Source organism: Flagellimonas amoyensis (assembly GCF_003058265.1).
Taxonomy (GTDB): Bacteria; Bacteroidota; Bacteroidia; order Flavobacteriales; family Flavobacteriaceae; genus Flagellimonas; species Flagellimonas amoyensis.
Window position 1 is genome coordinate 442136 of record NZ_QBUK01000002.1, and the last position, 14836, is coordinate 456971.

Here is a 14836-nt window from a genome sequence, read left to right on the forward strand (position 1 = left end):
CCAATATAAAATTGAAGACTCCATATCACAAATACATCCCTTGGGTGGTCCTATTCCTGCTATGTCAAGGGATTTGGGCCAAAACCTGGACGATTTGCACTACCTGTGAGCACAGCTCCATCAAGCAGACCATACGACTGGCCAATGCCCATGACACCCTGTTGATCCAAAAGGGGACCTATCGGGAATATGAGGTCGTGGTGGACAAACCCTTGGTCATCAAAGGAGTGGACTATCCCATTGTGGATGGTGAAAAAAAAGGGGAAATTTTCCAGATCCAATCGGACGGTGTGACCCTTGATGGTCTGTTCATTATCAATGTGGGGGTCAGCTATACCAAGGACAATGCGGCCATACGGGTGATCCGGAGCAAGGATTTTCGTATCCAGAACATGGTTTTGGAACAATTGTTCTTCGGCATCTATCTGGAAAAATCTTCCCATGGAAAGGTGTACCACAATCGAATCATTGGAGAGGCGGTGGACGAATACAATTCGGGGAACGGTATCCAGTTGTGGTATTCCTCGGATATAGAAGTGATCAAAAACCATGTCCAAGGAACGCGTGATGGCATTTATCTGGAGTTTTCCGATCGGATCACCATTACGGAGAACACCAGTATGGACAATCTCCGATATGGGCTTCATTTCATGTTTTCCAACCATGATGTCTATACCCAAAACACCTTTGAAAACAACGGCGCCGGTGTTGCGGTCATGTTCTCCAAGTTCATCACCATGAAGGACAACACTTTTCGAAAAAACTGGGGAACCGCTGCTTACGGCATGTTGTTGAAGGAAATCAATGATGCAGAGATTGTTGGAAACACCTTTGAGGAAAACACCATCGGAATCAACATCGAGGGATCAAACCGAATTGAGTACACCAATAACGATTTTATAGCAAACGGTTGGGCCATTAGGGTGATAGGGGCCTGCTATACCAATAGTTTTAGGGGCAACAATTTTCTGTACAACTCCTTTGACATTTCCTATAACAGCAAACTGAACGACAATGTGTTCGAGGGCAACTTTTGGAGTGGCTATACCGGATACGATCTGGACAAGGATGGTATCGGGGATGTGCCCTACCGTCCGGTCAAGCTCTTTTCGTATGTAGTGAACCGCACACCGGAGACCATTGTCCTGTTGCGGAGCCTTTTCATGGATATCATTGATTTCTCCGAAAGGGTCTCCCCGGTGTTCACCCCGGACAATTTAAAAGATGCCCAACCTTTAATGAAAATACGATCATGACCATAACGATAAAAGACCTTCATAAACAATTTGGCAAGAACCAGGTATTGAAAGGTGTCGACCTGACCATAGACAAGGGCCAGATCTATGCCATTTTGGGCCCTAACGGTTCGGGAAAGACCACCTTGATCAAGAGTATCCTGGGAATGGTGCTTCCTGATAAGGGTCACATAACTGTGCTGGACAAGCCTATCAAAAAACAATGGAAGTACCGCAAGCAGATCGATTACCTTCCCCAAATAGCCAACTTTCCACCGAACATCAAAGTGAAGGAGCTTATCCATATGATCAAGGACCTACGGAACAGTCCCAGTGCTGAAAAGGAATTAATAGACCTCTTTGGCCTTGGCCCCTTTCTGGATAAAAAACTGTCCACCCTCTCCGGGGGAACCAAACAAAAGGTGAACATTGTACTGACCTTTATGTTCGAAAGCCCCTTGCTCATTCTCGATGAACCGACGACGGGTCTGGACCCCATGGCCCTGATTCGTTTGAAGGAATTGATCCAACGGGAGAAGGCCCAGGGTAAGACCATCTTGATCACCTCCCACATCATGCAGTTTGTAGAGGAAATGGCTGATAAGATCCTGTATCTGTTGGAAGGGGAAATCTATTTCAAAGGGAACATCAAGGAACTTTTGGAACAAACGGGAGCACCTGATTTTGAACATGCCATTGCGGCCCTAACAACCACTGGAAGCCATGCTTAAGATTCTTAAATACAGTTTTTTCGACCTTATCCGCAGCCGTTGGAGCTACGTTTATTTTTTGTTCTACCTTACCTTGGGTTTTGTCCTGTTGTTCCTGAACAACGATGTCTCCAAGGCCGTGATCACCCTGATGAACGTGATCATTGTCCTGATCCCTTTGATAGGGACGATTTTCGGGGTGATGTACTACTACAATTCCCGGGAGTTCACGGAACTCCTTTTGGCGCAGCCCATCAAACGCAGTTCCATTTTTATGGGGCAATATTTCGGGGTGGCGGGCTCGCTGACCCTGAGCCTTGTCCTGGGCCTGGGCATTCCCTTTGTGCTCTATGGCCTTTTGCGGAGCAATGCCATCTTTGATTTCACCCTATTGTTGGTCACCGGTGCCTTTTTGACCTTTATTTTTGTGGGGCTGTCCTTTGTGATCGCCATTTCCAACGAAAACAAGATCAAGGGATTTGGGTACGCCGTACTGCTGTGGCTCTTTTTGGCCGTGGTCTATGATGGGCTCTTCCTGATGTCGCTCATCGTTTTTGAGGAATATCCCTTGGACACCTTTTCCCTGGTGGCGACCATGCTCAACCCCATTGATCTTTCGAGAATCTTGATACTGTTGAAATTGGACATTTCTGCCCTGTTGGGGTACACCGGGGCCATTTTTAAAAAATTCTTCGGTACCGACCTTGGCTTTCTGGTCTCCATGGGCATCCTATTGTTATGGACCGTGATGCCCATTTTGGGACTGGGCCATAAGGCCAAGAGAAAGGACTTTTAAGGTCAACACAATGGTTTTCATAAATGAAGCAGCATGAAGGACAGCATATATCAACGACATATTCGGGTCGCCATGGTTTATTTTGCCATTGCCACCCTGTTGGGCATCCTGCTCCGCTTCTACCCCATAATCCCTTTTGACTTCAATTACAGGTATGTGGTCCATGCCCATTCACACATTGCGTTATTGGGTTGGGTGTATGTGGCACTGACTACCTTGATTCACTGTTCTTTTGTGAAAAAGGACGCTGCCAGTAAGCGGTATGGGACCATCTTTTGGGCCACCCAGATCACTTTGATCGGGATGTTGCTCACCTTCCCGTTCCAAGGCTATGCCCTGTTCTCGATCATCTTTTCCACCTTGTTCCTGATCGTGTCCTATGTGTTCTTCCATCATTTCTCCAAGCATATCGACCCAAAATTTGGGAACAGTAATGCCCTAAAGTGCATCAAGGCTGCCCTTTGGTACATGGTCACCTCCAGTTTTGGCCCTTGGGCCCTTGGGGTCATCATGGCCACTTTGGGTGCCCAATCCATTTGGTACCGGTTGGCCATTTATTTTTATCTCCATTTCCAATACAATGGTTGGATGCTCCTGGCCTTGATCGGGCTGTTCCTCTTTGCGATGGAACGGTGCGGCACGGCGATACCCCAAAAAAGTTTTATGCGGTTTTTTTGGATATTGAACGCAGGGGTCGTACTCACCTTTTTTCTCTCCACACTGTGGACACGACCCTCACCGGGGTTTTATGTCCTAGGGGGAATCGGGGCCCTGGCCCAGTGCTGTGCCTTTGTCCTTTTATGGGTCCTGGCCAAAAAGGGGAACCTTGTTCAGCAGTTATCAATAATCCAGTATTTGCTGCTCCGGACAGTGATGGTATTGGTAGGTATAAAAATAATTTTACAACTGCTGACCTCCCTCCCCTATTTTGCCCAGATGGCGGTCATCCATCTCGATCTTACCATTGGGTATCTGCACCTGACCTTTTTGGGGGTGATCAGCATGGGGCTCTTCTTTTTCATGGATCATTTTGGCCTGTTCCGAATAACGAAAAGACCCTTTCTCCTGTATGTATTGGGATTCCTGATCACCGAATCCCTCATTTTTTACAAAGGACTCGCTGCCTGGCAACACTGGGTGGTCTTCAACCGATATACCGAAATTCTGGCATGGGGCAGTCTTTTCATCCCATTGGGCCTGCTCATCATGTTGGCACGGAACCGTGCCAAGACCTAGGCCTTTTGTCCATTATATCCGATATTCACAGAATCCCGTATATTTGAGATTTTGAACTTTTAGGAAAATTATAATTCGGACAAATTTGTCCGAATTAAGTGATTTACTATCTTTGTAACGTAAAGACATTTGTATGTTTTCAAAAGCCTGTGAATATGGTATTCGGGCAGCGGTCTATGTAGCGCTGCAATCCTTGGAGGGAAGACGTGTAAGTGTCAATGAGATTGCCGAGGAAATCGATTCCCCCATTGCGTTCACTGCCAAGATCCTGCAACAGCTCACAAGAAGCAAGGTCATCCATTCCGTCAAGGGTCCCACGGGAGGCTTTGAAATTGAACGGACCGACATGGATACGGTAAAATTGAGCATGATCGTCCATGCCATCGATGGGGATGATATCTATGTGGGCTGTGGTCTGGGCCTCAAGGAATGTAATGCCAAAAAACCCTGTCCCCTGCATGATAAGTTTGTGGCCATCCGCACCGACCTGAAAAAGATGTTGGAAAGCACGAGCCTGTACGAACTGGCAACGGGATTGGAAGTGGGACTGACCTATTTGAAGCGCTAAAAAAATTTAAAAAAATAAAGGACAATTTTATCCGAATTATAACATAATAAATTATAGTATCATGAACCCTACCTTGGAAAAAACAGTGGGCCAGATGGTGGCCGAGGATTACCGTACCGCCCAGATATTTAAGAGCCACAAGATCGATTTTTGCTGTAAGGGCAACCGGACCCTCCAGGAAGTTGCAGAAAAAAAAGGGCTGGACACGAAAACCCTCCTGAAGGAACTGGGTGAGGTCCAAAACAGGGACCAAGGTGATGGGCCGGATTTCAATACATGGCCCTTGGACCTCTTGGTCGACTACATCGAAAAAAAGCACCATCGCTATGTGGAACAGCAAATCCCCATTTTAAAACAGTATCTCAACAAGCTGTGCCATGTACACGGTAACCGACATCCAGAGCTGTTCGGGATTTTTGAACATTTCAGCGGTTCTGCCGGGGAACTGGCCATGCACATGAAAAAAGAGGAACTGATCCTCTTCCCTTGGATCTGTAAATTGGTCGATGCAACACCTGATGGAAAGACTTTGGAACGACCTCGATTTGGTACGGTGGCCAACCCCATCCAAATGATGATGGAGGAGCACGACAACGAAGGGGAACGGTTCCGAAAAATCGCTGCCTTGAGCGGTGACTATACCCCTCCTGCGGATGCCTGTAACACCTACCGGGTCACCTTTTCCCTACTGCAGGAATTTGAGGAAGACCTCCACCGTCACATCCATTTGGAGAACAACATCCTGTTCCCCAAGGCGGAAATCCTGGAAAAAAAATTGCTCAGTAACTAAAAACGAGATGGCACGTACCCCCATCAAACGCCACCAGGCCCTTCAGGGCCTTAGCCGTGAACACCATCATGGCCTGCTCCTGTGTTGGAAAATTCGAACGGGCCTTTCAAAAAAAGTGGCACCGGAACGGATAAAACAATACACGGACTGGTTTTACAGGACCTATCTGGTCCCCCACTTTGAGCTGGAAGAGCAGCACATTTTCCCCATACTGGGACAGGAGCATCCTTGGATCAAGAGGGCCCTTGCCGACCACCGAAGGTTGACCCGGCTGTTCAGTTCGCCCCATGCCACCCTAAAGACACTGGGGCAGATCGAGGAGGAATTGGAACGCCATATCCGTTTTGAGGAGCGCGAACTGTTCAACCACCTCCAAGAAGTGGCCCAAGAGGCCCAAATGGACATCATAGAAAAACACCATCACCATGAAAAATTCAAGGACAATACCCATGACCCATTCTGGAACTGAGCACAGGACGAACCCATTGAAGCGCATACACGAACGCATGTTCCTGGAATACAGGAAAGGTCAGATGGGTTATGCCACCATTGCCATCATAGGTCAGAGCTGTTTGGGCTCGGCAGCGGCCATGGTACTGTTGATGGGAACCCTGGACACAGCGGCCCAGATGATCCTGCTTTTCTTTGTGACCATCTTCTGCATGGCATTCAACGGGGCGGTATTGGCCCAATTAAAACCTTTGGCCACCTTTAATCTATTGATCATGAGCGTGGTGTTCAACACCTTGGTCATCCTGTTCCATATCATTTAGGCTTCCGGCCCCTCATGGTATTATGGTCCATGGATCTACTGGCCATTCCCCTTCCCATTTGACCTTTGGGAACGGGACATGGCCATTTTGCATCCTCTTCAAAAGTTAATTCTCGGTAATAAATGATAAAAAGGTCATTTTATTGTTAATAACTCCCTTTATAACTTTCAACGGATCGATCCCATGCAAAAAACCCTTGGTCTAATTTTATACAACATCAAAACCCAAATGTCCCGCATATGTTCTGTCACGATTTTCAGGTAGTGCTCCAAGAGGTTCCCGGGGAGATCAGTCTTTGTTTTTCCATCTCGGGCTGCCCCTTGCGTTGTGAGGGCTGCCACTCCCCTTTTTTATGGAAGGAAGGAATCGGTACCAGGCTTACATCCGAGTATTTCCAAAAACGCTTGGACCAATATACCGGTTTTGCAAGCTGTGTGCTCTTCATGGGAGGTGAATGGCATCCCGCGACACTGGTGGAACGTCTGAAACATGCCCGGCAACAGGGCTACAGGACATGCCTTTATACGGGTGCCGACCAGATCCCGCCCGAAATCCTCGAACACCTGACCTATATCAAGACGGGCAAGTGGGACAAGGACCTTGGGGGACTGGGGTGCAAGACCACCAACCAGATCTTCCGTGAAGTCGGGACCAACAGAGTGCTCAACCATTTGTTTATCCGAAAATAATTTTCCATATGATACGACTTACTGACAAACAGATTGCCAAAAAACTGGCGTTCATCGACCATTACCTGCATTCCAACAATGCCGCGGACGGCTCCAAGGTCGACGCCAATGCGAATGTCACCTCCAAGAACATTGCCACCATGGAGGCCGAGCTCAACAAGGACATCAATATCCAAGTGAACCGGGCCCTGGTCCAACAGAAGATCGCCTCCCTTTTCGGAAAGGACCTGGCCAACGAATATGTGAGGCAGATAGAATCGCACGAGATCTACGCCCACGATGAGACCTCGTTAAAACCCTATTGTGCCTCCATAAGCATGTATCCCTTCCTATTGGACGGGCTGACCAAATTGGGCGGGGAAAGTCTGGCCCCAAAACACTTGGAAAGCTTTTGCGGGGAATTCGTCAATTTAGTCTTTGCGGTAAGCTCCCAATTCGCAGGGGCCTTGGCCACCGTGGAATTCTTGATGTATTTTGACCACTTCGCGGCCAAGGACTATGGGCCCGACTATCTGGTGACACACAAGAACATCATTGCCAACCATTTGCAGCATGTCGTCTACGCCATCAACCAACCCGCCGCGGCCAGGGGCTACCAATCCGTGTTCTGGAACATTTCCATCTATGACAAACCCTACTTTGACAACATGTTCGGGGATTTTGTCTTTCCCGATATGGGCAGGCCCCAATGGGAAAGTGTCAAAAAGCTACAGGCCTTCTTCATGGATTGGTTCAACCAGGAACGCACCAAGGCCGTCCTCACCTTCCCTGTGGTCACCGCCGCCATGTTGACCAAGGACGGGGCACCTGTCGATACGGGGTTTACCGACCTATGTGCCCATGAACTGGGCAAGGGGAACTCCTTTTTTATCTACCAATCCGAAAATGCGGACAGTCTGGCTTCCTGCTGCCGCCTGCGCAATGAGATCAGCGACCACACCTTTAGCTATTCCCTAGGGGCCGGAGGGGTTGCCACGGGCTCCATCAATGTCATCACCCTGAACATGAACCGCTTGGTACAGCAAGGGGCGGATATTGTGGAAGAGGTCCAAAAGGTCCACAAATACCAGGTCGCCTTTAGAAAGCTCATCGATGATTACGAAAGGGCGGGCATGTTGCCGGTGTACCATGCCGGATTGATCTCCCTGGACAAGCAGTTCCTGACCGTGGGCATCAACGGTATGGTCGAGGCCGCGGAAAGCCAAGGCATCCAAGTCGGCAATAACGAAATGTACAAGGACTTCGTCAACCGTTATCTCAAGGCCATCTACCAAGAGAACAGAAAGGCCCGGGAAACCTATGGGTATATGTTCAACACCGAATTCGTCCCCGCTGAGAACCTGGGCGTCAAAAATGCCAAATGGGATCGGGAAGATGGACTTTTTGTCCCCCGGGACTGCTACAATTCCTATTTCTATGTCGTGGAGGATGAACGGACCAATGCCTTGGACAAGATTATATTGCACGGCAGGGAGACCATCCAATATTTGGACGGGGGGTCGGCACTCCATCTCAACCTAGAGGAAACCCCGAACCAAGAAGGGTTCAAAAAATTGATCCATGCCACGGCCAATGCCGGATGCAACTATTTTTGCTTCAATATCCGAATTACCATTTGCAACGATTGTGCCCATATCGACAAACGCACCCTTTGGGAATGCAGTGCCTGCCATTCACAGGATGTGGACCATGCCACCCGGGTCATCGGGTACCTCAAACGGGTGTCCAATTTCAGTTCGGGAAGGCAAAAGGAACATACACTGCGGCATTACCATCTCGGGGAAAACAAATATCCCAAAAACTCCAACGGCAGCTTGGAACCCTTAAATGTATTGGAGACGACAAGAGCCTGAACGCTGGTCTTTGGCATCTGGATGAAAGTCGGAAAAATAATCAAATTGCCCCCCCTTTAATGGGACATCTTCAGGGATACGACTGTGCCATTGTCCTTGATCTCATCGATCAGTTGGGCTATGGTCCTCTCCTGGAAGTTGAACAGCATCTCCTTTTTGAAGGGGGACACCATATGGTGCACGGGACAGGGATGTGCATCGTCACATTTGGAGAGCCCCAGGAAACATTCCTGGAACCTATGTTCCCCATCGATGCTCACAATGACCTGCCAAAGCGTATTTTTCCTGTCGTCATCGTCCAGAAAGAAACCGCCCCCGGGCCCTTTGGAAGAGGAAATCAATTTGTCCACGGTCAGGGTTCGGAGCAATTGTGCCAAAAATGCCTGGGGAATCTCCAGGGCATTGGCAATGGTCTTGGCCCCCAATTTTTTGTCGGCACTGCTGTGGATGGCCAAATATATCACGGCTCGTATGGCATATTTCCCGGCATTTGTGAGCATGTTGTCATTTTTGGATGGGGACACAAAACTAATAAAAAGATCATTTTATTGTTTATTATGACAAAAATCATGTTGTGGTTTTCGGCCACCCCATAGTTTTGCCCGTCAGGGCCATCAAAGCGAAAACTACGGCCATTGCCATGAAATAGAAACAGTGTGCTTTCCTTACCGATGGCACAGATAGGAATGAAAGAACGTTATGGACCTTCAGGACAAGATCATACGACTTAAAAAAGAAAAAAATGCGGTCATTCTGGCCCACTATTACCAGCGCCCCGAAATCCAAGAGGTCGCGGACCATATCGGGGACAGTTTGGGACTCTCCCAACGGGCAGCTGATACCCATTCGGATATCATAGTCTTCGCCGGGGTACACTTTATGGCGGAAACGGCCAAGATCCTCAATCCCGAAAAAAAGGTACTCCTGCCCGACCTGACCGCAGGATGTTCCTTGGCGGACTCCTGCCCTCCCGGAGCTTTTCGGGATTTCATCCATTCGCACCCCGACCACATAGTGGTGACCTATATCAATTGTTCGGCGGAAATCAAGGCAATGAGCGACTATGTGTGCACCTCCTCCAATGCGGAAAAGATCATCAGGTCCCTTCCTCCCGACCGCCCCATCCTCTTCGCACCGGATAAAAATCTGGGCAAATTCCTGATTCAACAAACCGGCAGGGAACTATTGCTCTGGGATGGGAGCTGTGTCGTCCATGAGGCCTTTAGCATGGACAAGCTGTTCGACCTTTACCGAAAACATCCCGATGCCCAGATCATGGCACATCCCGAATCCGAGTCCCACATCCTCAAGATCGCCCATTATATAGGATCTACGGCAGGGATGATTGCCCATGCCAAGAAGTTTCCCAAGGACAAGTTCATTGTGGCCACGGAAGCCGGTATCCTGTACGAAATGCAGAAGGAGGTCCCAGGGGCCCAGTTGATCCCCGCCCCTTCCCATGAGGACAACACCTGTGGTTGCAGCGAATGCGCCTTTATGAAGGCCAATACCTTGGAAAAACTGTACCATTGCCTGTACCATGAAACGCCCCATATCGATCTTCCCAAAACCCTCATGCAAAAGGCTTCGGTACCCATTGAACGGATGTTGGAACTTTCACGATGAGCGATATGGTTCCAGTGGACTATCTGGTCATCGGTTCCGGTATAGCAGGGCTGTCGTTCGCCATCAAAATGGCCCAAAGGTTCCCTGACCGCAAGGTACTTATCGCCACCAAGGCCGATGCGCGGGAATCCAACACCAAATATGCCCAGGGAGGTGTGGCGACGGTCATGGACTTCGGCAAGGATTCCTATAAAAAGCACATCCAGGACACCTTGGAGGCCGGGGACGGGTTATGTAACCACAAAATCGTGGAGATGGTGGTCCGCCAGGGACCGGAACGCATACGTGAGCTCATCGGATGGGGCGTGCGCTTTGATAGCGACTCCACCGGAAATCCCCATTTGGGAATGGAGGGCGGCCATTCTGTGCACAGGGTTCTCCATCATAAGGACACCACGGGTTCCGAAATAGAAAACGTCCTATTGGACCGCGCTGGTTCCCTCCCGAACATTGTCCTGTGGCGCCATCATTTTGCCCTCGACCTGATTATGGAAGAATCGGCCTGCCAAGGGGCCTATCTCTATGACCAACTGGCCAAGACCATAGAGGTCATCGGTGCACGGGCAACGTTCTTGGCCACAGGGGGCATTGGTAGGATCTACGGACATACCACCAACCCACCGATCGCCACCGGTGACGGCATTGCCATGGCCCATAGGGCCGGGGCTCTGGTACGGGACATGGAATTTGTGCAGTTTCATCCAACGGCCTTTTTCCATCCGACCACGGGACAATCGTTCTTGATCTCCGAGGCGGTCCGGGGCTTTGGGGCCCATCTCAGAAATACAACGGGCCATCGGTTCCTGTTGGACCATGACCAGCGGGGCGAGCTCGCACCCAGGGATGTGGTATCCAGGAGCATTGCATTTGAACTGATGGCATCCGGGCAATCCCATGTCTTTTTGGACTGCACCCATTTGGACACCGACGCCTTCAAATCACATTTCCCGACAATCCATCGGAAATGCCTGGACCATAACATCCCCATTGACAGGGATTGGATACCCGTGGTACCGGCCGCCCATTATCTCTGTGGGGGCATCGCCGTGGATGGGCTGGGAAGGACCTCCATCGCAAACCTTTTCGCCTGTGGGGAATGTTCAAGGACCGGACTTCACGGGGCGAACAGGTTGGCCTCAAACTCCCTGCTGGAAGCCTTGGTATACGCCCACAACACCTACACCTGTTTAAGTTCCCATCCATTGGGACCCCCACCAAAGAAAATTCCGGGCAGGAGGTACAAAAACCGTTCAGTTCCCGTAGATCCCAGCCTGATTGAACAGCATGTCCATGATCTACAAACATTGATGCGGAACAAGGTCGGTATTGTGCGGGACACCACAAATCTCCAAAAAGCTGCCCGACAATTGCAAACCCACCGGGACAAGGTCAGTGGACTGTTGTCAAGATCAGCGGTGGACCCTTCCCTTTATGAACTGGGGAACATGATAGATGTTGCCCAACTGATCGTATCCCAATCCTTGCAGCGAAAGGAGAACAAAGGGGGATATTACAATGTGGATCATGCCGAACACCCAACAGCCTTGAAGTAAACGATATACACGACCCTCGGATAAGGTGATCCCAAAAGACTGTTGAGCTAAACCCAATCGACACCATCCCTTTCCACCAACAGCTCATCCAAGGGCATGTCATGGGGTTCACGGGGAACTTTTTCGACCTGTTGGAAGGGGTAAAAGACCCCTACTTTGTATGCTTTGGGCCAATCGGCGAGAAAGGTATCATAATATCCTCCCCCATACCCCAATCGGTACCGTTCAAGATCACAGGCCAATCCGGGAAGAACGATCATGTCATAGGGGCCCTCAAATACCCTGTTCCCGGCCGGGTGCACTGTTCCGAATACCCCCGTCTCCAAATCCTGAAGGGATGTAAGCACCAAATTATTGAACCTCCTCCCGGGCAAGGTCTGTGGGGCAATGACCGTTTTTTGGCGCTGAAGGCATTTCCCAATAAATGGAAAAATATCGATCTCGGAACCCATGGGAAGGTAGGTGTGCACCCTTTGGTATCCCTTCCCTTCCATGAGGTCCCATAGGGATTGGCAGACCCTTTGGTCATAGGCCGCCTTCACCGAAGGGGGCATACGATCACGTTGGCCCAACAACCGATTTCTGATATCCTTTTTTTGTGCCTGGACAGGGTTCATACCAGCTATTGATTATATCGGACAAAAATATCCGTTATTTTTATGAATCGACGTATCTTTGCTTGTAATTTTAGGGCTGGTCAAAAAGGATGGCCAACCAAAGTTCAAGGACTTTTGAGCTTCACCAAAACGAGTAGGGAATGGTAGGGAAAAAGGAAATTACAGGTTTGGGGGAAATTCAGGAAATGGTGGACCTCTTTTACGGAAAAGTCAGAAAAGATGGTCTGTTGGCGGATATTTTCCATGGGGTGATCCAAGACAATTGGCCGGCACATTTGGAAAAAATGTACCGCTTTTGGCAAACGGTCCTATTGGGGGAGCACACCTATTATGACAGCCCCTTCGCCCCCCATGCCAAGCTACCGGTCCAAGGGCAACACTTCGACCGTTGGAAACAACTCTTCATCCAGACCGTTGATGAAAATTTCATCGGTGAAAAGGCGGCAGAGGCCAAGTTCCGTGCCGAAAAAATGGCGGAAATGTTCCAATTGAAAATCGAATATTTTCAAAAAGGGACATAAACCCCATACCATGCACGTAAAGCTTTCAGAAATATTCATATACAAAACCGATACGGTATGCTATACCAAAACGGCCCTGTTGGAGTTGGGCATCAAAACCGAGTTTGGGATGCGCTTGGCCAAACACTTGGGGTTGGCATACATGGAAAGGGAAACTGGGGCGGACAATCTATGCTATGCCCAAGCCCCCGACATACGGTCCGGGTATCGGCAGGTTCTTACTAAAACCGACCTAAGGGAGTATCTGGACAAGGTACTGGAGCCTGGAATCCACGATATGGAATCCGGGGCTTTGGTTTTTCCCAAATCCATTGATTTTTAAAGGACCTTTTTCGGTTCCCAATACGAATCAAAACGGAGGTATCCCGTTTTATTTGAAGAGCTCCACCCTCCTATTACCATGTAGCTCACGCAAAGAAAGTTTCAACCTTTCGTTGTCCCCCAAGACAAACTTGGGCAGCACATACACAAAACGTTGGACCTCCCCTACTCGCACAATACGTGGATTTTTGTATCTGTATAAGGGTCCAATCCCAATTTCTTGATGGGAGGCCCTGCGCTTTTTACTTCCATTGATCCGGAAGACTTCCAGAAAATCCACTTCAAAGTCGATTTCGGACCGGTTTTGGATCTCGAACACCATATACACTTCCTTTCCTGCATAGACCATGTTTTCCAAACGAAGCCGCACTCCCCTACTGCGTTTGGTCGCTATGGCCCGATAGTCATTGTGCAAAAGCATCTTACAGCTATTTTCATAGGAAGCCACATCGTTTTTCGGCCGTTTCTTTAGGGACTTGACCGCTGGGCGTTCCTTACCAATACGATCGTCCTCCCTGATAAAATAATGCAATCGGGATAGCTCCTCGCCATATTTTACAATGAAGGCGTACACATTGCCATCAGAGGTGACCACCAATAAGTCACTATCTTTTCCGGCCACACCCTGCAACAGTCCAAAATAGCCTTCTTCCTCTCTGTTGTATGAAAAGACAAAATCTTCACTGCCAACGATTGCTTGGCGTATGGGATTTGGAAAGAACAGGGCCACGTTTTTGTGATCATTGGCAACCAAGGTGTCCAAAGTCATTTGGCACCTCACAAAACCCGAAAAAGTCAAACCGATCATCAATACTATTATTTCTCTCAAATGCATGCTCATGGTTTTAAAATGAATTGATATTTGTCCTTGATCTCCACTTTGATGGCACGGTTGTGCCTTTGGAAAATCCGCTTGATGCCATTAAACTGGGGTACACCGGGGATATTGATCTCCGCTAGGGTCTCGTCCATACTCTTCGCCAAAACCTCCCCCTTCAAATGGTTCTCCACATAGATTCCTACATTACCGTCTTGAAAATCATAGGCTTTGAACTTTATAGGGTTATGGCCCACTTCCGGAAACTCGACCATCACCCGGTTCGGCCGAATCTTTACAAACCCATGGACCAGTGTACCTTTTTCGAGGGACATTCCATTAAACTTAATAGCTTCTTCAATACGCACAGCCAGACGATGCCCATCCCTGACCACCTGGTTCCCATCCACATAGGCCAATATTTGAAACTTTGGCTTATCGTCTTCCATTACTGTCTGGCTCTTGGGATTGGAGGCAAAAAAGAGTTGATGCTCCAATCCCAACGCTTTGGTGGTCATGGGGGTTTCGTTCTTTTGCTCATCATGCTCGGTCTTTTCCCCTTGTGGCTCCAGGTCAAGGCCATCCGCTTTTTTCAAGGTGGTGGATACCCTCTTGGGATCCAGATTTCCGGACTGATACACACTGTCAATAATGTGGATAGGGCGGTCAATGTATACCACCTGCGGCGGATGAAAGTGAGCAGTGCAAATCAAGTGCACGAGATCGACTCA

Annotated in this window: 18 protein-coding genes; 14 read left to right on the top strand and 4 right to left on the bottom strand. The window is 49.0% G+C overall.

Going from position 1 to position 14836, the window contains the following annotated elements:
• Positions 1–35 precede the first annotated feature (35 nt).
• The 10 genes from DB398_RS04490 to nrdD all read left to right on the top strand — a co-directional run bounded on the left by DB398_RS04490 (position 36) and on the right by nrdD (position 8650).
• Positions 36–1256 carry a nitrous oxide reductase family maturation protein NosD gene (locus tag DB398_RS04490; RefSeq protein ID WP_417935544.1) on the top strand — a complete coding sequence of 407 codons (1221 nt, stop codon included), beginning with the start codon at positions 36–38 and terminating at the stop codon, positions 1254–1256.
• Positions 1253–1966, top strand: a complete 714-nt coding sequence (locus DB398_RS04495) for an ABC transporter ATP-binding protein (RefSeq protein WP_108423188.1) — start codon at positions 1253–1255, stop codon at positions 1964–1966. Before DB398_RS04490 ends, DB398_RS04495 begins: the two co-directional genes overlap by 4 nt.
• Complete coding sequence (locus tag DB398_RS04500; RefSeq protein ID WP_108423189.1) at positions 1959–2741, top strand: ABC transporter permease; 783 nt, start codon at positions 1959–1961, stop codon at positions 2739–2741. Before DB398_RS04495 ends, DB398_RS04500 begins: the two co-directional genes overlap by 8 nt.
• Before the next feature lie 33 nt (positions 2742–2774).
• Positions 2775–3977, top strand: coding sequence for a hypothetical protein (locus DB398_RS04505; protein WP_108423190.1), 1203 nt, complete (start codon positions 2775–2777; stop codon positions 3975–3977).
• Between the two features lie 133 nt (positions 3978–4110).
• Entirely contained in the window at positions 4111–4545 is a 435-nt protein-coding gene (locus DB398_RS04510) for an RrF2 family transcriptional regulator (RefSeq protein WP_108423191.1), read from the top strand.
• Positions 4546–4606: 61 nt separating this feature from the next.
• On the top strand, positions 4607–5335 hold the full coding sequence (ric, locus tag DB398_RS04515; RefSeq protein WP_108423192.1) for an iron-sulfur cluster repair di-iron protein: 729 nt from the start codon (positions 4607–4609) through the stop codon (positions 5333–5335).
• A gap of 7 nt (positions 5336–5342) precedes the next feature.
• Positions 5343–5804 (top strand): hemerythrin domain-containing protein, encoded by a 462-nt coding sequence (locus DB398_RS04520; RefSeq protein ID WP_108423193.1) that lies wholly within the window; start codon positions 5343–5345, stop codon positions 5802–5804.
• The gene (locus DB398_RS04525; protein ID WP_199913349.1) at positions 5785–6108 is read left to right on the top strand and encodes a hypothetical protein; all 324 of its coding nucleotides are present in this window, start codon (positions 5785–5787) and stop codon (positions 6106–6108) included. The genes DB398_RS04520 and DB398_RS04525 overlap by 20 nt, the downstream gene beginning before the upstream one ends.
• Before the next feature lie 239 nt (positions 6109–6347).
• Positions 6348–6797, top strand: coding sequence for an anaerobic ribonucleoside-triphosphate reductase activating protein (nrdG, locus tag DB398_RS04530; RefSeq protein WP_108423195.1), 450 nt, complete (start codon positions 6348–6350; stop codon positions 6795–6797).
• 8 nt (positions 6798–6805) lie between these two features.
• Complete coding sequence (gene nrdD, locus DB398_RS04535; protein ID WP_234416055.1) at positions 6806–8650, top strand: anaerobic ribonucleoside-triphosphate reductase; 1845 nt, start codon at positions 6806–6808, stop codon at positions 8648–8650.
• Between the two features lie 56 nt (positions 8651–8706).
• Here the strand turns inward: nrdD and DB398_RS04540 are convergent, their stop codons facing one another.
• Positions 8707–9150, bottom strand: coding sequence for an RrF2 family transcriptional regulator (locus DB398_RS04540; protein WP_108423239.1), 444 nt, complete (start codon positions 9148–9150; stop codon positions 8707–8709).
• 199 nt (positions 9151–9349) lie between these two features.
• On the opposite strand from DB398_RS04540, the gene nadA reads away from it, so the two are divergent.
• Both nadA and nadB read left to right on the top strand, forming a co-directional pair.
• Entirely contained in the window at positions 9350–10276 is a 927-nt protein-coding gene (gene nadA, locus DB398_RS04545) for a quinolinate synthase NadA (RefSeq protein ID WP_108423196.1), read from the top strand.
• Positions 10273–11829 (top strand): L-aspartate oxidase, encoded by a 1557-nt coding sequence (nadB, locus tag DB398_RS04550; protein WP_313777780.1) that lies wholly within the window; start codon positions 10273–10275, stop codon positions 11827–11829. The genes nadA and nadB overlap by 4 nt, the downstream gene beginning before the upstream one ends.
• Before the next feature lie 47 nt (positions 11830–11876).
• Here the strand turns inward: nadB and DB398_RS04555 are convergent, their stop codons facing one another.
• Positions 11877–12446 (bottom strand): 5-formyltetrahydrofolate cyclo-ligase, encoded by a 570-nt coding sequence (locus tag DB398_RS04555; protein WP_108423197.1) that lies wholly within the window; start codon positions 12444–12446, stop codon positions 11877–11879.
• A 140-nt stretch (positions 12447–12586) separates the two neighbouring features.
• Here DB398_RS04555 and DB398_RS04560 point away from each other — a divergent pair, with 140 nt between their 5' ends.
• Positions 12587–12967: a group III truncated hemoglobin gene (locus DB398_RS04560; protein ID WP_108423198.1), complete on the top strand. Its 381-nt coding sequence runs from the start codon at positions 12587–12589 to the stop codon at positions 12965–12967.
• Positions 12968–12977: 10 nt separating this feature from the next.
• Positions 12978–13289: a hypothetical protein gene (locus DB398_RS04565; RefSeq protein WP_108423199.1), complete on the top strand. Its 312-nt coding sequence runs from the start codon at positions 12978–12980 to the stop codon at positions 13287–13289.
• 48 nt (positions 13290–13337) lie between these two features.
• On the opposite strand, the gene DB398_RS04570 is transcribed toward DB398_RS04565, so the two are convergent.
• Both DB398_RS04570 and traM read right to left on the bottom strand, forming a co-directional pair.
• Positions 13338–14123 (bottom strand): DUF4138 domain-containing protein, encoded by a 786-nt coding sequence (locus DB398_RS04570; RefSeq protein WP_159076310.1) that lies wholly within the window; start codon positions 14121–14123, stop codon positions 13338–13340.
• 2 nt (positions 14124–14125) lie between these two features.
• Complete coding sequence (gene traM, locus DB398_RS04575; RefSeq protein ID WP_108423201.1) at positions 14126–14785, bottom strand: conjugative transposon protein TraM; 660 nt, start codon at positions 14783–14785, stop codon at positions 14126–14128.
• Positions 14786–14836 lie beyond the last annotated feature (51 nt).